The 16,853-nt window shown below is 70.0% G+C and carries 18 protein-coding genes; 11 read left to right on the top strand and 7 right to left on the bottom strand.

Annotated elements, in window-relative coordinates; all coding sequences use genetic code 11:
- Nucleotides 1–181: 181 nt before the first annotated feature.
- The gene (locus tag AB5J53_RS30385; protein WP_369248802.1) at nucleotides 182–859 is read right to left on the bottom strand and encodes a PH domain-containing protein; all 678 of its coding nucleotides are present in this window, start codon (nucleotides 857–859) and stop codon (nucleotides 182–184) included.
- Nucleotides 860–1,119: 260 nt separating this feature from the next.
- Here AB5J53_RS30385 and deoC point away from each other — a divergent pair, with 260 nt between their 5' ends.
- The 3 genes from deoC to AB5J53_RS30370 are packed head-to-tail and all read left to right on the top strand — an operon-like array spanning nucleotide 1,120 to nucleotide 4,445.
- Nucleotides 1,120–2,079, top strand: a complete 960-nt coding sequence (gene deoC / locus AB5J53_RS30380) for a deoxyribose-phosphate aldolase (protein ID WP_369248801.1) — start codon at nucleotides 1,120–1,122, stop codon at nucleotides 2,077–2,079.
- A gap of 5 nt (nucleotides 2,080–2,084) precedes the next feature.
- Nucleotides 2,085–3,542: an aldehyde dehydrogenase family protein gene (locus AB5J53_RS30375; protein ID WP_369248800.1), complete on the top strand. Its 1,458-nt coding sequence runs from the start codon at nucleotides 2,085–2,087 to the stop codon at nucleotides 3,540–3,542.
- Nucleotides 3,543–4,445, top strand: coding sequence for an aldehyde dehydrogenase family protein (locus AB5J53_RS30370; RefSeq protein WP_369248799.1), 903 nt, complete (start codon nucleotides 3,543–3,545; stop codon nucleotides 4,443–4,445). It abuts the gene before it with no gap.
- Nucleotides 4,446–4,536: 91 nt separating this feature from the next.
- Here AB5J53_RS30370 and AB5J53_RS30365 read toward each other — a convergent pair whose 3' ends face one another.
- On the bottom strand, nucleotides 4,537–4,947 hold the full coding sequence (locus AB5J53_RS30365) for a hypothetical protein (protein WP_369248798.1): 411 nt from the start codon (nucleotides 4,945–4,947) through the stop codon (nucleotides 4,537–4,539).
- Nucleotides 4,948–5,350: 403 nt separating this feature from the next.
- Between AB5J53_RS30365 and AB5J53_RS30360 the strand changes: the two genes are divergently transcribed.
- Nucleotides 5,351–5,989, top strand: coding sequence for a uridine kinase (locus AB5J53_RS30360; RefSeq protein ID WP_369248797.1), 639 nt, complete (start codon nucleotides 5,351–5,353; stop codon nucleotides 5,987–5,989).
- A gap of 28 nt (nucleotides 5,990–6,017) precedes the next feature.
- Here AB5J53_RS30360 and AB5J53_RS30355 read toward each other — a convergent pair whose 3' ends face one another.
- Nucleotides 6,018–6,425, bottom strand: coding sequence for a peptidase inhibitor family I36 protein (locus AB5J53_RS30355; protein ID WP_369248796.1), 408 nt, complete (start codon nucleotides 6,423–6,425; stop codon nucleotides 6,018–6,020).
- A gap of 215 nt (nucleotides 6,426–6,640) precedes the next feature.
- Between AB5J53_RS30355 and AB5J53_RS30350 the strand changes: the two genes are divergently transcribed.
- Complete coding sequence (locus tag AB5J53_RS30350; protein ID WP_369248795.1) at nucleotides 6,641–7,660, top strand: hypothetical protein; 1,020 nt, start codon at nucleotides 6,641–6,643, stop codon at nucleotides 7,658–7,660.
- A gap of 179 nt (nucleotides 7,661–7,839) precedes the next feature.
- On the opposite strand, the gene AB5J53_RS30345 is transcribed toward AB5J53_RS30350, so the two are convergent.
- A complete protein-coding gene (locus AB5J53_RS30345) occupies nucleotides 7,840–8,619 on the bottom strand; it encodes a SigE family RNA polymerase sigma factor (protein ID WP_369248794.1) in 780 nt (259 codons plus the stop codon).
- Nucleotides 8,620–8,916: 297 nt separating this feature from the next.
- Here AB5J53_RS30345 and afsQ1 point away from each other — a divergent pair, with 297 nt between their 5' ends.
- From afsQ1 to AB5J53_RS30320, 5 genes are all read left to right on the top strand, one after another.
- Nucleotides 8,917–9,594, top strand: a complete 678-nt coding sequence (gene afsQ1 / locus AB5J53_RS30340) for a two-component system response regulator AfsQ1 (RefSeq protein ID WP_099505496.1) — start codon at nucleotides 8,917–8,919, stop codon at nucleotides 9,592–9,594.
- Nucleotides 9,591–11,216, top strand: coding sequence for an ATP-binding protein (locus AB5J53_RS30335; RefSeq protein WP_369248793.1), 1,626 nt, complete (start codon nucleotides 9,591–9,593; stop codon nucleotides 11,214–11,216). Before afsQ1 ends, AB5J53_RS30335 begins: the two co-directional genes overlap by 4 nt.
- Before the next feature lie 233 nt (nucleotides 11,217–11,449).
- Nucleotides 11,450–12,028 (top strand): hypothetical protein, encoded by a 579-nt coding sequence (locus AB5J53_RS30330; protein WP_369248792.1) that lies wholly within the window; start codon nucleotides 11,450–11,452, stop codon nucleotides 12,026–12,028.
- 244 nt (nucleotides 12,029–12,272) lie between these two features.
- Nucleotides 12,273–12,824: a VanZ family protein gene (locus tag AB5J53_RS30325; RefSeq protein ID WP_369248791.1), complete on the top strand. Its 552-nt coding sequence runs from the start codon at nucleotides 12,273–12,275 to the stop codon at nucleotides 12,822–12,824.
- 130 nt (nucleotides 12,825–12,954) lie between these two features.
- A complete protein-coding gene (locus AB5J53_RS30320; RefSeq protein WP_362032264.1) occupies nucleotides 12,955–13,158 on the top strand; it encodes a PspC domain-containing protein in 204 nt (67 codons plus the stop codon).
- 80 nt (nucleotides 13,159–13,238) lie between these two features.
- Here the strand turns inward: AB5J53_RS30320 and AB5J53_RS30315 are convergent, their stop codons facing one another.
- A complete protein-coding gene (locus AB5J53_RS30315) occupies nucleotides 13,239–13,592 on the bottom strand; it encodes an ATP-binding protein (RefSeq protein WP_369248790.1) in 354 nt (117 codons plus the stop codon).
- Between the two features lie 142 nt (nucleotides 13,593–13,734).
- Nucleotides 13,735–14,889, bottom strand: a complete 1,155-nt coding sequence (locus AB5J53_RS30310) for an adenosine deaminase (protein ID WP_369248789.1) — start codon at nucleotides 14,887–14,889, stop codon at nucleotides 13,735–13,737.
- A 113-nt stretch (nucleotides 14,890–15,002) separates the two neighbouring features.
- On the opposite strand from AB5J53_RS30310, the gene AB5J53_RS30305 reads away from it, so the two are divergent.
- Nucleotides 15,003–15,764 (top strand): alpha/beta hydrolase family protein, encoded by a 762-nt coding sequence (locus AB5J53_RS30305; RefSeq protein ID WP_369248788.1) that lies wholly within the window; start codon nucleotides 15,003–15,005, stop codon nucleotides 15,762–15,764.
- 76 nt (nucleotides 15,765–15,840) lie between these two features.
- Here the strand turns inward: AB5J53_RS30305 and AB5J53_RS30300 are convergent, their stop codons facing one another.
- Nucleotides 15,841–16,803: a LysR substrate-binding domain-containing protein gene (locus AB5J53_RS30300; protein ID WP_369248787.1), complete on the bottom strand. Its 963-nt coding sequence runs from the start codon at nucleotides 16,801–16,803 to the stop codon at nucleotides 15,841–15,843.
- Nucleotides 16,804–16,853 lie beyond the last annotated feature (50 nt).

Raw genomic sequence — 16,853 nt, 5'->3', positions numbered from 1 at the left:
CTTCCGCTCCAGCCAGGGCCAGCGCGGGCCGGAGGCCGTCCACTCCGAGAAGGAGGTGCGGTGGCTGTCGAGCTTCAGCTCGGTCCTCCATCGATGCGTCGCTTCCCGGACAGGGGGCCAGAGGGGAGATCGCTCCCGTTGCTTAGCCGAGAAGCCTGTGAATCGTATGGGGAGGGGCTGGTCAGCCCATCGCCAGCAGGATGGCCAGCAGGATCGCCCCCGCGGCCGCGGGCCCCATCACCTCGTACGCCCACCGCACGGTGACCTCGCCCTGCGCGCCCTCGGTGGCCGCGCGGGCCTCGCACAGCTCGCGCAGGTCGTCCATGATCTGGTCGGTCTGGGCGCGGGTCGGCTCGGCGTGGACCGAGGACGGACGGCCGAACGAGGGCGTGCGGCCCATCGCGGACATACGGCCGCCGCCGCTGCCCGACGCGCCCCGTGCCTGCTGCTTGGCCACCTTCTTGCGGGCGCGCAGGGAGACGGGGACGGCCCACAGCTGGTACTTCGTGCCGGAGGTGTCGACCACCTCGTTCGTGTAGCTGGAGCGCAGGGTGGCGACCTTGCCCCAGGGCAGCACGATGACGCGGAACGGGTTGCGGATGCGCAGCCGGTTCTCGTTCGCGTAGACCGCGGGGCGCAGGGTGAAGGCGGACACCAGCGGGACGACGAGGATCAGCGCGGCGAGGGCCAGCCAGGGGGTGCGGCCGTGGCCCGAGACCAGCGCGTCGATGCCGAGCCAGCCCGCGATGAGCAGCAGCAGGGCGCCGCCCGCGATACCGGCGGGCGACCGGTAGATCCGGTCCTTCGACTCGGGTCGCGAGGCGTCCGGTACGGGGGGCTGGGGGTCGGGGGTGCTCATGGTCCCGATTGTGCCGGACGTCTGCGACGGGGCTGGTGGGTGGTGGGGTTTTCGCCCCCTCCGCCCCTGCCCATTCCCGTCACCTGGGGGCTCCGCCCCCCCAGACCCCCCGGGTTGCTTATTTGGCTGCGGGTGGGTGGGGGCTTGTCGCGCAGTTCCCCGCGCCCCTTACGGGGCGCTCCGCGTCGAGCGGAACAACCCCACCTCCGCACCCGGGGGTGTACAGCTGCTACGCGCGTAGATATGCTCGTCTGGTGACCATGCCCACCACTGCACACGCTGCACACGCACTCGGCGACGTGACCGCGTCCGACAGCACGCTGCGCCGCTTCCTCCACGGGCTGCCCGGCGTCGACGCGGTCGGCCTGGAGGCGCGCGCCGCCTCGCTCGGTACCCGTTCCATCAAGACCACCGCGAAGGCGTACGCCATCGACCTCGCCATCTCGATGGTCGACCTGACGACACTGGAAGGCGCGGACACCCCGGGCAAGGTCCGGGCGCTCGGCGCCAAGGCGGTCCACCCGGACCCGACCGACCGTACGACGCCGACCACGGCAGCGGTCTGTGTCTATCCCGACATGGTGGCCGTCGCCAAGGAGGCCGTCGCCGGCTCCGGCGTGAAGGTCGCCTCGGTCGCGACCGCGTTCCCGGCCGGCCGCGCCGCGCTCGACGTGAAGCTGGCCGACGTGCGCGACGCCATCGCCGCGGGCGCCGACGAGATCGACATGGTCATCGACCGCGGGGCGTTCCTCGCGGGCAAGTACATGAAGGTGTACGACGAGATCACCGCCGTGAAGGAGACCTGCGGGACCAGCGCCCGCCTCAAGGTCATCTTCGAGACCGGTGAGCTCTCGACGTACGACAACATCCGGCGGGCGAGCTGGCTCGGCATGCTGGCCGGGGCCGACTTCATCAAGACCTCCACCGGCAAGGTGGCCGTCAACGCGACGCCGGCGAACACGCTCCTCATGCTGGAAGCCGTCCGCGACTTCCGCGCGCAGACCGGCGTCCAGATCGGCGTGAAGCCCGCCGGCGGCATCCGCACCACCAAGGACGCCATCAAGTTCCTGGTCCTGGTGAACGAGACCGCGGGCGAGGACTGGCTGGACAACCACTGGTTCCGCTTCGGCGCGTCCTCGCTCCTGAACGACCTGCTGATGCAGCGTCAGAAGCTGGCCACCGGCCGCTACTCCGGCCCCGACTACGTGACGGTGGACTGATCACCATGGCTTCCGCATTCGAATACGCACCGGCGCCCGAGTCCCGCTCCGTCGTCGACATCGCCCCGTCATACGGGCTCTTCATCGACGGCGAGTTCAGCGAGGCCGCCGACGGCAAGGTCTTCAAGACGGTCTCGCCGAGCACCGAAGAGGTCCTCTCCGAGGTCGCCCAGGCCGGCACCGAGGACGTCGACCGCGCTGTGAAGGCCGCCCGCAAGGCCTTCGAGAAGTGGTCGGCGCTGCCCGGCTCCGAGCGCGCCAAGTACCTGTTCCGCATCGCCCGGATCATCCAGGAGCGCTCCCGCGAGCTCGCCGTCCTGGAGACGCTCGACAACGGAAAGCCCATCAAGGAGACCCGCGACGCCGACCTCCCCCTGGTCGCCGCGCACTTCTTCTACTACGCGGGCTGGGCCGACAAGCTCGACCACGCCGGTTTCGGCGCGAACCCGCGGCCGCTGGGCGTGGCCGGTCAGGTCATCCCCTGGAACTTCCCGCTGCTGATGCTGGCCTGGAAGATCGCCCCGGCGCTCGCCACCGGCAACACGGTCGTCCTGAAGCCCGCGGAGACCACTCCCCTGTCGGCGTTGTTCTTCGCGGACATCTGCCGCCAGGCGGGCTTGCCCAAGGGTGTCGTCAACATCCTTCCGGGGTACGGCGACACGGGTGCCGCCCTCGTCGAGCACCCCGACGTCAACAAGGTCGCCTTCACGGGTTCCACCGCCGTGGGCAAGGCGATCGCCCGCCAGGTGGCGGGGACCGGCAAGAAGGTCACCCTCGAACTCGGCGGCAAGGGCGCGAACATCGTCTTCGACGACGCCCCCATCGACCAGGCCGTCGAGGGCATCGTCAGCGGCATCTTCTTCAACCAGGGCCAGGTCTGCTGCGCCGGATCCCGCCTGCTCGTCCAGGAGTCGATCCAGGACGAGCTGCTGGACTCGCTCAAGCGCCGTCTCTCGACGCTCCGCCTCGGCGACCCGCTCGACAAGAACACCGACATCGGCGCCATCAACTCCGCCGAACAGCTCGCGCGCATCACCTCGCTCGTCGAGCAGGGCGAGGCCGAGGGCGCCGAGCGCTGGTCCCCGGCCTGTGAACTACCGTCCTCCGGCTACTGGTTCGCCCCGACGCTCTTCACGAACGTCACCCAGGCGCACACCATCGCCCGTGACGAGATCTTCGGCCCGGTGCTCTCGGTCCTCACCTTCCGCACCCCGGACGAAGCCGTCGCCAAGGCCAACAACAGCCAGTACGGCCTCTCGGCGGGCATCTGGACCGAGAAGGGCTCCCGGATCCTGGCCGTCGCGAGCAAGCTCCGCGCGGGCGTCATCTGGTCCAACACGTTCAACAAGTTCGACCCGACTTCGCCGTTCGGCGGTTACAAGGAGTCGGGCTTCGGCCGCGAGGGCGGTCGTCACGGCCTGGAGGCGTACCTCGCCCCGTCGAGCCCGAAGGGCGAGCGATAAATGAGCACAGTTGACCGCAACAACGAGCGTCTGAGTGTCTTCAAGACCTACAAGCTGTACGTGGGCGGGAAGTTCCCGCGTTCCGAGAGCGGCCGGGTGTACGAGGTGACGGACTCCAAGGGCAAGTGGCTGGCCAACGCGCCGCAGTCGAGCCGCAAGGACGCCCGTGACGCGGTCGTCGCCGCCCGCAAGGCGTTCGGCGGCTGGTCCGGCGCGACCGCGTACAACCGCGGTCAGATCCTCTACCGCATCGCCGAGATGCTGGAGGGCCGCAAGGACCAGTTCGTGCGCGAGGTCGCGGACGCCGAGGGGCTGTCGAAGTCGAAGGCGGCCGCTGTCGTCGACGCGGCGATCGACCGCTGGGTCTGGTACGCGGGCTGGACCGACAAGATCGCCCAGGTCGTCGGCGGCGGCAACCCGGTCGCGGGCCCGTTCTTCAACCTGTCCACCCCGGAGCCGACCGGCGTGGTCACCGTTCTGGCCCCTCAGGAGTCGTCGTTCCTCGGCCTGGTCTCGGTGATCGCCCCGGTGATCGCGACCGGCAACACGGTGGTCGTCGTAGCCTCCGAGAAGTCGCCGCTTCCGGCGCTCTCGCTGGGCGAGGTGCTGGCCACCTCCGATCTGCCCGGCGGTGTGGTCAACGTGCTCTCCGGCAGGACGGCGGAGATCGCCGCTCCCCTCGCCGCGCACCAGGACGTCAACGCGATCGACCTCGCCGGCGCGGACGACGTCCTCGCGAAGGAGCTGGAGATCGCGGCCGCGGACAACCTGAAGCGCGTTCTTCGTCCACAGCCTGTGGATTATTCGGAGACCCCCGGCATCGAGCGCCTGACGGCCTTCCTGGAGACGAAGACGGTCTGGCACCCGACGGGTTCCCTGGGCGCCTCCGGCTCGTCCTACTGACGCGTCCGGCTCGCCCCACCGAACGGAGAGCCGCGCTTCCCCTCCGTCCAGGGGTAGCGCGGCTCTCTCATGTTCAGCAGCAGGTCGCCGATCAGTGCAGCACTCCCGCCACCTGCCCGATCACGGGAATGCTGCCGATCGACGACGCCTGGGCGACGGGGCCGGTCAGCGCCCGCGAGGACACCGGTTTGAAGTCGCCGAGTTGGGTGCCGACCCCGTTGTCGAGCGGGTCGACCCCGGTGCCCGCCAGCGGGTTGGGCTTGAGGCCCTCGACGGGGCCGGTGGCGTACCCCACCGTGCCGGTCAGGGCCGCCGCGCCCGCCTGCGGGTCGATGGTGCCCACCGAGGTGGGCCGGGTGCGCATGACGTCCACGGCGGGGGCCGTGTCCGCGACGGCGGGGGTGGCCGCGGCCGCACCGGCAGCGACCACTCCGACCGCGGTGGTGGCGATGCGCGCGGTCGTGCGGGTCACGGTGGTCTGCTGCGCTGCGTGTCGCGCCATCAGGTTTCCTCTTCAGGGAGCGGAGAGCAACTGGCAAGACACGCAGCGTAGTTGACCGATCCGCCTTCCGGGTGGTCCGGGCTTCCGATTCGCCCGTGAGGGTCAACAGGCATATGAACGCCAGTCCACGTCACCCCGGGCGACGTCATCCAGCCGCCCGCTCGGTCGGCAACCGGGTCGCCCTGATCGCGGTCGGCTCGGACACCCCGAGGAAGCGCGGGCCCTGACGCGGAAGCCGGACGCGTCGGTCCGCTTCGTGACGGAGCCGGCCACCGACGGCGTGACGGAGCCGACGGCGGGCTGATCCCCGTCAGGGCCGGGGCGGGTCCCGGGGGAGGGGATAATGACCTGGAGGCGTCCGATGCGTGGCGAAGCCAGGTCGATTCACAGAAGGTACGGAGAATTGGGTCCCCATCCCCCGATACCCACCCGCGTGGTGCTGCTCTGCGGCCCCTCCGGCTCTGGAAAGTCCCTTCTCGCGGCCGACTCCGGGCTCCCCGTGCTGCGCCTCGACGACTTCTACAAGGAGGGCACGGACCCGACGCTTCCGCAGGTGGAGGGCAGCGAGGACATCGACTGGGACCACCCGCTGTCCTGGGACGCGGACACGGCGGTCGCCGCGATCGAGCAGCTGTGCCGCACGGGACGTACGACCATCCCCGTGTACGACATCTCGCTGAGCGCCCGGACCGGCACGGAGACCCTGCGCATCGAGCGGACGCCGCTGTTCATCGCGGAGGGGATCTTCGCCGCCGAGATCGTCGAGCGCTGCCGGGAACTGGGCCTGCTGGCCGACGCGCTGTGTCTGTCGCGGGGCCCGGTCACCACGTTCCGCCGCCGCTTCCTGCGGGATCTCAAGGAGGGCCGCAAGTCGGTGCCCTTCCTGCTGCGCCGCGGCTGGCGTCTGATGCGCGCCGAGCGCTCCATCGTGGCCCGTCAGGCCGCCCTGGGCGCCCACCCCTGCGACAAGGACGAGGCCCTGGGCCGCCTGACCGCCGCGGCCGCCGGGCGCCGCGCGACCCCGCGCCCGACGGCGGCGTAGTCGCCGGCTCCCGGGGCCGCCGGTTCCGTCAGCCGCCCGGGCAGCCCGCGGTGGCGCCGGTCCAGCAGTGGGAGGACCACTTGTTGTCGTCCGGACCGTTGAAGTTGGTCGAGGAGCCGGCCGGCAGACCCCAGGTGTCACCGGCCCAGTTGTTCAGCTGGTAGAACCACAGGTTGTTGTCGGGGTCCTTGTTCCTGGCCGAGCTCGCCTTGTTGTCGATGGTGGTCGACGTGCCATGGAAGACGAGACCGCTGTAGCTCTTCTTGCTGGACAGCGTGTCGTAGATACCGCCCGAGTAGTCCAGGAGGCGGTAGATGCAGGCTTCGTCGGTGTTGCAGGTGCCGTCGTTGCTGGCCGCCTGAGCGGGGGTCATCGCAGCGAAGACGGCCGCGACGGACATCACCGATGCCACCGCGAGGCCACGTGCTCTCTTCATTCCGTACCCTTCCTTCCGGCGCTGTGAGGCCCCCCGCCCTCGCGGGCCGGGAGCGCCGTATGCGCACGTGACCCTGGCACATGAACCGACGGCGTACGGGATCGCGTTCCTGTGAATGGCCGAAAGATCGACGACCATGACCGGAAAGCGCATACTCGAACTGCCTTTCCCCTGGGGGCACTTGACGGTGTGCATCACGAGTGATCACCTGAAACATGCGTAACAGGACGAGCCCGGCGCCCCGCACCGGCGCGACGATCACCGCGGCGACAGCCCTCGTGCTCCTGGCCACGGCCTGCTCCTCCGGGCAGGCGGACCGGGGCGGACAGCACGGACAGGACGGCGAGGACACCACACCGGTCGTCGCCACCTCCTTCGCCCACGCGCCCAAGGCGTACCCCCTGGACGCGTACAAGCCGACCACGCAAGAGACCGAGACGGTCAATCGCGCGGTCGACGTCCTGACCCGTTCCTGCATGAAGAAGTTCGGCGTGAGCCTGCCCGCGTACGAGGCGCCCCCCGGCAGCATTCCGGCCAACGCCCGCAAGTACGGGCCGACGGACCTGGCATCGGTCCGCGTCTACGGCTACAAGCCGCCGCTGCCGGACGGCGTCACCAAGCAGGAGGCCGTGGCCGCGCAGCAGAAGGACGCGGCGCGGGAACAGGCCATCACTCCCGTCGCCGCGGCCGTCTACACCGGTACAGCGCAGAAGGCCGACAAGAAGAACGGGACGGCCGCTGCCGAGGTCCCGGCCGGCGTTCCCAAGGGCGGCTGCCACGGGCAGGCCCAGCGCCAGGCCTTGGCCGACCGGGCCGCCGACGACCTGATGACGGTCCAGACCCTGTTCGTCCAGGCCTCCGCCACCACCCGCGAGGATCCGGCGACCGTCGCACTCGACAAGCGGTGGAGCGCCTGCATGCGCAAGTCCGGCATGAACTACCCGGACCCGCTCTCCGCCGTCGACGACTCGACCTGGCGCACCCAGCGGACGAGCCCGAACGGCCCGCACCCGAACTTCCCCGCGCCCTCGGCCAAGGAGATCCGTACGGCCGAGGCCGATGTGCGCTGCAAGAGCGCGACCGACTACGTCGTGATCCGGCACGCCGTCGAGTCCGGCCACCAGCAGCGGCTCATCAAGGAGCAGGCGGACACGCTCGCGGCGGTGAAGGAGCGCAAGCGGCGCATGGTCGAGAAGGCGGAGTCGATCGTGGCGGCCGACAAGGCGGCGCGGTAGCGCGAACGGCATGGTGCGGACAACGAAAGGACGGCAAGGCGCGGACAACGAAAAGAGGTCCAGGCGGACCCCCCGTCCGCCTGGACCTTTCTCATTTCCCCCGTGCTCCCCCGTGGTCCCCCGTGACCCCGTTGGTTCCCCCGGTACTGCTCCCCCGTACTACCGCTCCCCCCAGACCTTCAGGCGACAAGCTCCCCGAAGGATTCCTCCTCGTCACGGCCGAAGCTGAGGACCTCGTCCTCGCGCATCCGGCGGAGCGACCGCCAGATGCTGGACTTCACCGTGCCGACACTGATGTCGAGGATCTCCGCGATCTCCGGGTCGGTGCGGCCCTCGTAATAACGGAGGACCAGCATCGTGCGCTGGAGTTCGGGCAGCCGGGCGAGCGCCTGCCACAGCACGGCGCGCAGCTCGGTGCCGCGCATCGCGTCCGTGTCACCGGGCGTCTCCGGCAGCTCCTCGGTCGGGTACTCGTTCAGCTTGCGGCGGCGCCACGCGCTGATGTGCAGGTTGGTCATGGTGCGGCGGAGGTATCCCCCGACCGCGGCCTTGTCGCTGATCCGGTCCCAGGCCTTGTACGTCGAGAACAGCGCGCTCTGCAGCAGGTCCTCGGCCTCGAACCGGTCACCGGTCAGGTGGTAGGCGGTTGCGTACAGGGAGGCGCGACGCTCCTGGACGTAGGCGGTGAACTCCACCTCCGACACCGAGCGACGCTCCCCCGTGTCCTCCCCGTACGCGGCTCCCCCGTGAGCCTTCCCCCCGACCGTGCCCACAGCGGCTGTCGCCGCGGGGCTCTCCCCCGTGAACGCGTCAACCACCGTCATGTACGCGGTGTGCTGACGCCCGGTGCCGCGAGCGCACCCCCGCCCGCTCACGGCACCGGACTTCTCCGAGCCCCGGGTGACATCGTGGAGCCGCGTGACAACTGCGCTAGTGCTGGTGCTGTGCAGCGTGTTCATCTCGCGCCCCCCGTCGTGGAGTCCCGGTTCTTCGGTTCGTTCCGCCGAGCTTCCTTGCTTGTGTCGAAAAGCTTGCCCGGGCCACTTCATGGCCGTGTCCGTCGACTGTCACAGACCTGTCACAGGGCCCATCCGCAGGCGCGCCACAGCCCGATCACAGAGAAGAGCGGTACGACTACGCAGATGACCACTCGGGGGCTCACCGTCGTACAAGAGGGGCCCTCCTTCTGTGCGAGAGATGGGTGGGAGCGCTCCAACGGTCGATACCCGGCCATGACATGGGCCAGAATGACGTTCGTGCCTTCCCTGTTGCTGATCGAGGACGACGACGCCATCCGTACGGCCCTGGAGCTCTCTTTGACGCGCCAGGGACACCGTGTGGCCACCGCTGCCACCGGCGAGGACGGTCTGAAGCTGCTGCGTGAACAGCGGCCCGACCTGATCGTGCTGGATGTGATGCTGCCCGGCATCGACGGATTCGAGGTGTGCCGGCGCATTCGGCGCACCGACCAGCTGCCGATCATTCTGCTGACCGCGCGCAGCGACGACATCGACGTCGTGGTCGGTCTGGAGTCCGGCGCCGACGACTATGTCGTCAAGCCCGTGCAGGGCCGGGTGCTCGACGCCCGGATCCGTGCCGTACTGCGACGCGGTGAGCGGGAGGCGAACGACTCGGCGACGTTCGGCTCGCTCGTCATCGACCGCGCCGCGATGACGGTCACCAAGAACGGCGAGGATCTGCAACTGACGCCGACCGAGCTGCGGTTGCTCCTCGAGCTGAGCCGCCGCCCGGGGCAGGCGCTGTCCCGCCAGCAGCTGTTGCGTCTGGTGTGGGAGCACGACTACCTGGGCGACTCGCGTCTGGTGGACGCATGCGTGCAGCGCCTGCGCGCGAAGGTCGAGGACGTGCCGTCCTCGCCCACCCTGATCCGTACCGTGCGTGGCGTCGGCTACCGGCTGGACAATCCTCAGTGACAAAACCGCAGGACGAGCTCCGCGGCTGGGCCGCGGCGCGCAAGGCGCTCCTGTCCGGCCTGCGCTTCACCAGCCTGCGGCTGCGGCTGGTCGTGGTGTTCGGACTTGTCGCGCTCACGGCCGCCGTTTCGGCGTCGGGTATCGCGTACTGGCTCAACCGCGAGGCCGTGCTGACGCGCACGCAGGACGCGGTGCTGCGCGACTTCCAGCAGGAGATGCGCAACCACGCGAGCATGCTGCCGGTGCACCCCGCGCAGGACGAACTCCAGCGCACGGCCGGGCAGATGGCGAACAGCAGCCAGCGCTTCAGCGTGCTGCTGGTCGCCCAGGACTCGAACGGCAAGACCGTCGTCGGCAACTCCGAACTGGACACCTTCACGCTGGAGGACGTACCCAAGTCCCTCCAGAAGGCGGTGAACAAGGAGCAGCCGCTGTCCTCGAACAACAAGTCCGCGTACCACCTCTACTGGCAGCGGATCACCGACCACGACAAGCCCTACCTCGTCGGCGGCGCGAAGGTGATCGGCGGCACCACCACCGGCTACATGCTCAAGTCCCTGGAACCCGAGGAGAAGGATCTCAATTCGCTGGCCTGGTCCCTGGGCATCGCCACGGGCCTGGCCCTGATCGGCTCGGCGCTGCTGGCCCAGGCCGCGGCGACCACGGTCCTCAAGCCGGTGCACCGCCTGGGCACCGCGGCCCGCCGCCTGGGTGAGGGCAAGCTCGACACCCGACTGCGCGTGTCGGGCACGGACGAACTCGCCGATCTCTCCCGTACGTTCAACCACACGGCGGAGGCCCTCGAAAAACGCGTGGCCGACATGAGCGCCCGCGACGAGGCGTCCCGCCGCTTCGTGGCGGACATGTCCCATGAACTCCGCACGCCACTCACCGCCATCACTGCCGTGACGGAGATCCTGGAAGAGGAACTGGACGCGGAGACCGGCAGCGTCGACCCGATGATCGAGCCTGCCGTACGCCTCGTCGTCAGCGAGACCCGGCGCCTCAACGACCTCGTCGAGAACCTGATGGAGGTCACCCGCTTCGACGCGGGCACCGCCCGGCTCGTCCTCGACGACGTGGACATCGCCGACCAGATCACCGCGTGCATCGACGCGCGCGCCTGGCTGGACGCGGTGGACCTGGACGCCGAGCGCGGCATCACGGCGCGCCTCGACCCGCGCCGCCTCGACGTGATCCTGGCGAACCTGATCGGCAACGCGCTCAAGCACGGGGGTTCGCCGGTACGGGTCTCCGTGCGCGTGGAGGGCGAAGAGCTGGTCATCGAGGTCCAGGACCACGGTCCCGGCATCCCCGAGGACGTACTCCCGCACGTCTTCGACCGCTTCTACAAGGCGAGCGCGTCCCGCCCCCGCTCCGAGGGCAGCGGCCTCGGCCTCTCCATCGCCCTGGAGAACGCGCACATCCACGGCGGCGAGATCACCGCGGCGAATGCGCCCAAGGGAGGTGCGGTCTTCACGCTGCGCCTGCCGCAGGACGCGTCGGAACTGCTCATCGACGACCTCCGCGACGGGAATGGGAACGGGCACGGGCACGGGCACGGGAACGGCCCCAGGAACGGCCACGGGAGCGGGAACAGCACGGAGGACACCGCCGGATGACGACCGCACGACTCCTCCACCGCCGAGGCGCGGGCCTCGCACGGCTCCTTCGCCGCCGAGGCACAGGCCCGGCACGGCTCCTCCGCCGTCGAGGCGTGGGCCCCGGACCATCCCTCCGCTCGCGGGGCGGACGCCTCGCACGGCTCCCACGTCTCCGGCGTCTGGCAGATCTGCCGCGTCTGGCGGGTCCTGCGGGTCTGCCCCGTCTCCGGGGCCTGCGGCCCTGGCTGGTCGTGCCGTTGCTCGCCGTGCTGCTGGCGGGCTGCGGTATCCGGTCCACTCAGGTCCCGACCGACTTCGGTCCGGCGCCGTCGCGGGTGCCCTGTGCGCTGTCCGGCACGGACATCTCCACCCAGTCCTCCCGGGGTGTGCCCGTCCAGGTCTTCCTTCTCTGTTCCGGGCAACTGGTCACGGTCGACCGCTCGGTGCGGATCCCCGACGGTACGGCGGAGGCGGCGCGGCGGGTCCTGGTGGCCCAGGGGCTCCTCGACGAGCTCGCGGAGACGCCCTCCACTCCGGAGCAGCAGGCCGGGTACACGACGGACGTGCGCGGCGGCATGACGGTCAGTGGTCCCCGGGGCAAGGACCCCGAGGACACACTCCGGCTGAGTACGCCGCCCGAGAACCTCACGTCCTCCGCCCTGGCCCAGATCGTCTGCACCTTCTCCGACTCGGCCGCGGCCCAGGACGACGGCTCCGTCATCCTCGGCGGCCCTGCCCCGTCTCCCCTCCTCAGCTACGAGTGCACCCCCGAGGTGCGCTCGGACCCCAGCACCACGTCACCACCGTCGACGGCGGTCGGAGGGTCGTGACGTGGCGGGGCGTTGGGTTTGTTCGCCCCCTCCGCCCCTGCCCGTCCCGTCCCTGGGGGCTGCCGCCCCCAGACCCCCGCTAAAAGACTGCGCAGTTCCCCGCGCCCCTAAAAGGGGCGCGGGGAACTGCGCGAGCAACCCCCACTCACCCGCAGCCGAAAGGCTGGTCGGGACGGGCAGGGGCGGAGGGGGCGAAAACACTCCCCCCGGAACCGATCGTGCCGGACCCCGCGTCTTGGGGGGCGTGCAGCGTCAAGGTTCAGACGGCGGCAGCGCCGCGACCCGCGTCCGTGTGGCAGGAGGTGTCCTCCTCGTCGCACACCTCGCCCTCGTCGCCTGGATCACCCTGCGCCCCCTGGACGTCCCCTGGGTGAGCGCCGCCAACCTGCGGCCGTTCGCCGGCATCAGAGCCGACCTCGCACTGGGCCCAGAGGTGGCGGCCCGCCGCATCGCGGAGGGCCTGGGCCTCCTCGCCCCGCTGGGCGTCCTGCTCCCGATGGCGGGCGGCAAGCTCGCCGTCTCCCCGCTCGGCTCCCTCATCCGCACGGTCGCCGCCGGCGCCCTCATCTCGCTGGGCATCGAGCTTCTGCAGACCGGTGTCCCCGGCCAGGTCGTGGACATCGACTCGATCCTGCTCAACACGGTCGGCGTCGCCCTCGCCCACCTCGCGATCGTGCCCGCCGCCAGGGCCCGACTCCGCCGCCGGGCCGAGACCCGACGCCGCGCGGCCCTCCCCCGGGAGGACACCGCTCAGGGTCGGACCCCGACGATTCCCAGGGTCGGGATCGCACCGTAGAGCGACGCTTGGCCCACTTCGTCCCCGTAGCGTTGAAGACATCGAAGCCGGAGACCTCGAAGGCTTCGAAGCCGGACGGCATCGGAGCCGAACAGCCCGGCACTCAACCACGGTTCGCGAAGGAGCCACCATGACCGCCCTTGCCCGCCCCACCAACGGCCGCATGATCGGCGGAGTGTGCGCAGCGCTGGCACGGCGCTTCGGCACCTCCGCGACCACGATGCGCGTGATCTTCGTGCTCTCCTGTCTGCTCCCCGGCCCGCAGTTCCTGCTCTACATAGCGCTGTGGATCCTGTTCCCGTCCGAGGACAAGGCCACCCGTACGGCCTGGTGACCCAGCAGGCGCAGCACAGACGCCGATGGGGCGCACCCAACCCGGGTGCGCCCCATCGGCGTTCGTGCGCGCGGCGGAAGTCAGCCGAGCGGAATCCCGTTCACCGGCAGACCCTGCGTCGGCAGCCCCTGCACCGGCAGGCCCCCGAGCAGCCCGGTCGCCGACCCGGCCGGCCCGTTGGCGAGGGCGCGCGCGGCGGCAGGCTGCGCGGCGGCCATGCCCGCACCCAGCCCGCTCTGCCCATGAGCGAGCGCCTGACCGGCACCGGGCAGCGCCTTGGCGACGTTCTCCGCGGGCAGCGTCTTGGTGACGGTGTCCAGCGCCGAGGAGGCGTCCGGCACGGCCGGCGCGGCGTTCGCGGCACCCGCGCCGGCGGCGGCGAAGGCGGCACCGAGAGCGGCGACACCGAGGGTCTTTGCAGCAGACTGCTTCATTTTGAATGCGTCCTTATATCTGTGTTACGGGGATGTGAGCGGTCCAAAACCGTAAACACGCAAAGCCACCCTCCGCAAACATCAAAAAGCGGCCGAGTCATGGAGAAGAAGTGAAGACCCGGCCGCTTCGCACCCCCTCCGATCAGGCCTGATTCCCTACAGAAGGCCTGGTGGAGGCAGTCTGCTGGAACAGCCATTCGGACTTCAGCTCGGCATATCCGGGCTTGATCACGTCATTGATCATCGCCAGTCGTTCATCGAAAGGAATGAATGCTGACTTCATAGCATTGACCGAGAACCACTGGACGTCGTCGAGCGTGTAACCGAATGCCTCGACTAGGCGCTCGAATTCCTGACTCATGCTCGTGCCCGACATGAGGCGATTATCCGTATTCACGGTCGCGCGGAAATGCAGCCGCCGCAGCAGTCCGATGGGGTGATCGACGTACGAGTCGGCGGCGCCGGTCTGGAGGTTGGAGCTCGGGCACAGCTCCAGCGGGATGCGCTTGTCGCGCACGTACGAGGCGAGCCGGCCGAGCTCCACAGAGCCGTCCTCGTGGACGTGGATGTCGTCGATGATCCGCACGCCGTGGCCGAGCCGGTCGGCGCCGCACCACTGCAGCGCCTGCCAGATCGAGGGAAGACCGAAGGCCTCACCGGCGTGGATGGTGAAGTGGTTGTTCTCGCGCTTCAGGTACTCGAAGGCGTCGAGGTGCCGGGTGGGCGGGTAGCCGGCCTCGGCGCCGGCGATGTCGAAGCCGACGACACCCAAGTCCCGGTAGCGGTTCGCGAGTTCGGCGATCTCCAGGGCGCGGGCCGCGTGCCGCATGGCGGTCAGCAGGGCACCCACCCGGATCCGGTGCCCGTTCTCCCGGGCGATCCGCTCACCCTCCCGAAAGCCCTCGTTGACCGCCTCGACGACCTCTTCGAGGGTGAGCCCGGTCTCCAGGTGCTGCTCGGGCGCGTACCGGACCTCGGCGTAGACGACACCGTCCTCGGCGAGATCCTCGGCGCATTCGGCGGCGACCCGGACGAGGGCGTCGCGGGTCTGCATGACGGCGCAGGTGTGGGCGAAGGTCTCCAGGTACCGCTCCAGAGAACCGGAGTCGGCGGCCTCGCGGAACCAGATGGCGAGCTTGTCGGGATCGGTCTCGGGGAGATTGGAATAGCCCGTTTGCTGGGCGAGTTCGACGATCGTCCCGGGGCGCAGGCCCCCGTCGAGGTGATCGTGCAGCAGGACCTTGGGCGCCCGGCGGATCTGTTCCGAGCTCGGGGTGTTCTGGATCTGGCTCGTCATTTTCGCACTGTACGCCCTACGCGCGTAGATCTCCCGTTGTACGAATCCGTCGATACGTAACGGTGACCGTGCGGACGGGTGGCGTACACCATCGCTTCTGACACTGTTCTGTCATGGCACAGCAAGCGACGCCGGTTCGCAGGGCCCGGCTGGGGAGGGCGCTCGGCCCTGAGCCGACGGCGGTCAGCGGAGTGGTTCTGCTGCTCCCGGGCGGCGAGGAGACCTCCGCGCGCAGACCGTCCCCCATGATGGCGACCGCCTCCGTACGTGTGTTGGGACGCCGCCTCACCCGCGCGGGACACGCGGAAGGCCTGGTCACCCACGTGGTGCACTACCGCTTTCGCGGCTGGAACGGCAGCGAGGCGCATCTGGCGAACGACGCGTCCTGGGCCGCCGACGAGGTCGTACGCCGTTACGGAGACGTCCCGGTGTGCCTGGCCGGCGTGGACATGGGCGGCCGCGCGGCACTGCGGGCGGGCGGGCACACGGCGGTCAACTCCGTACTGGCGCTCGCCCCTTGGCTGCCCGAGGAGGACGTGGCGGCGCCACCCGAACCGGTGAAACAGCTGGCCGGGCGCCGTGTGCTGATCGTGCACGGCACGAACGACGAGCGCACCGACCCGGAGCTGTCCTTCCGGCTCGCGGCGCGCGCGAAGAAGGCGAACCGGGACATCTGTCGGTTCGAGGTCCACTCCGACGGGCACGCGTTGCATCAGCACCGGGCCGAAGTCCACGCGCTGGCGGAGGACTTCGTCATGGGAGCGTTGTTCGGCCGGACTCTGTCCCGCCCGCTCGAGGACGCGCTGGCGGCGCCGCCGCCGTTGGGGTTGCGTATGCCGTTGGCCTCCGGCTTCGGGAAGGCTCTACGTCACTAGGCCGTGCGTTGTCTGCGGGTCGCCGTGGGCTGGTCGCACAGTTCCCCGCGCCCCTGAAAGGGCGCTCCTGGGACCGTCAGTCGGGGAGCAGATGTCCCCTCCTCGACAGCAGGAACTTCTTGAAGGCGGCCACCGGTGGAGTGTCCGGGTGGCCTTCCAGCCACGCCACGCCGATTTCGCGTGCCGCGCGTGGGGCGGTCACCGTGAGCTCCACAACCCCCGGGCGGGGTACGGCGGGTGGCGGGAGGAGGGCAACCCCGAGACCCGCGGCCACGAGGCCCCGTAGTGTCTCCGCCTCCTCGCCCTCGAAGGCGATGCGTGGTTTGAAGCCCGCCTCCTTGCAGAGGTCGTCGGTGATACGGCGCATGCCGTAGCCGGGTTCCAGGGTCACGAAGGTCTCGTCGGCGGCCTCGGCCAGGCGGATGCGTTTACGGGCGGCGAGGCGGTGATCGGCCGGTACGACGAGCCGGAGTTTCTGCTCGTCGAGGCGGCGGCCGACCAGGTCGGGCGCGTCCGGCACGGGCGAGGTGAGACAAAGGTCCAACTCGCCCGAGCGCAGCCGCTCCAGCATCGCCTCGCCGTAGTTCTGGACGAGGCTGAAGCGGACGCGGGGGTGGTCGGCGCGGAAGGCGCGGATCAGGCCCGGTACCGTCTCCGAGCCCATGGTGTGCAGGAAGCCGAAGGCGACCTTGCCGGTGGCCGGGTCGGCGTCGGCGCGTACCTCGTCGGCGGCGCGCTCGATCTCGGCGAGGGCCCGCTCGACGGAGCCGAGGAACGTACGCCCCGCGGCCGTGAGGGAGACGGTCCGTCCCTTGCGCGCGAACAGGTCGACGCCCAGGTCCTGCTCGAGCCGGACCATGGCCCGCGACAGGGTCGACTGCGGGACCCGCATCTCCTGCGCGGCCCGGGTGACGTGCTCGGTGCGGGCGACCCCGGCGAAGTACGCGAGGCGTGGGGCGAGCAACCTCGACATGCCCGCGCTGTCTTCTGTGTCACTGGACGGTGACAGGTGAGCTTCTGACCTCTGCTGATGCACCATGGGAACGATTATGGAGTTTCCATGCATTGGACGGATGAGTGGCGGGTCCT

The organism is Streptomyces sp. R41, assembly GCF_041053055.1.
GTDB lineage: Bacteria > Actinomycetota > Actinomycetes > Streptomycetales > Streptomycetaceae > Streptomyces.
Note: the sequence above shows the minus strand (reverse complement) of the source record. Positions and strands in the feature narration are given on the sequence as shown.

Excerpts from the sequence above, each read along its gene's own strand:
- AB5J53_RS30300 (WP_369248787.1), bottom strand. The coding sequence starts at position 16,803 with ATGGTGCATCAGCAGAGGTCAGAAGCTCACCTGTCACCGTCCAGTGAC.
- AB5J53_RS30370 (WP_369248799.1), top strand. The coding sequence starts at position 3,543 with ATGAGCACAGTTGACCGCAACAACGAGCGTCTGAGTGTCTTCAAGACC.
- AB5J53_RS30365 (WP_369248798.1), bottom strand. The coding sequence starts at position 4,947 with ATGGCGCGACACGCAGCGCAGCAGACCACCGTGACCCGCACGACCGCG.
- AB5J53_RS30385 (WP_369248802.1), bottom strand. The coding sequence starts at position 859 with ATGAGCACCCCCGACCCCCAGCCCCCCGTACCGGACGCCTCGCGACCC.
- AB5J53_RS30320 (WP_362032264.1), top strand. The coding sequence starts at position 12,955 with ATGACCGCCCTTGCCCGCCCCACCAACGGCCGCATGATCGGCGGAGTG.
- AB5J53_RS30355 (WP_369248796.1), bottom strand. The coding sequence starts at position 6,425 with ATGAAGAGAGCACGTGGCCTCGCGGTGGCATCGGTGATGTCCGTCGCG.
- AB5J53_RS30345 (WP_369248794.1), bottom strand. The coding sequence starts at position 8,619 with ATGAACACGCTGCACAGCACCAGCACTAGCGCAGTTGTCACGCGGCTC.
- AB5J53_RS30375 (WP_369248800.1), top strand. The coding sequence starts at position 2,085 with ATGGCTTCCGCATTCGAATACGCACCGGCGCCCGAGTCCCGCTCCGTC.
- AB5J53_RS30350 (WP_369248795.1), top strand. The coding sequence starts at position 6,641 with ATGCGTAACAGGACGAGCCCGGCGCCCCGCACCGGCGCGACGATCACC.
- AB5J53_RS30315 (WP_369248790.1), bottom strand. The coding sequence starts at position 13,592 with ATGAAGCAGTCTGCTGCAAAGACCCTCGGTGTCGCCGCTCTCGGTGCC.
- AB5J53_RS30305 (WP_369248788.1), top strand. The coding sequence starts at position 15,003 with ATGGCACAGCAAGCGACGCCGGTTCGCAGGGCCCGGCTGGGGAGGGCG.
- AB5J53_RS30310 (WP_369248789.1), bottom strand. The coding sequence starts at position 14,889 with ATGACGAGCCAGATCCAGAACACCCCGAGCTCGGAACAGATCCGCCGG.
- deoC (WP_369248801.1), top strand. The coding sequence starts at position 1,120 with ATGCCCACCACTGCACACGCTGCACACGCACTCGGCGACGTGACCGCG.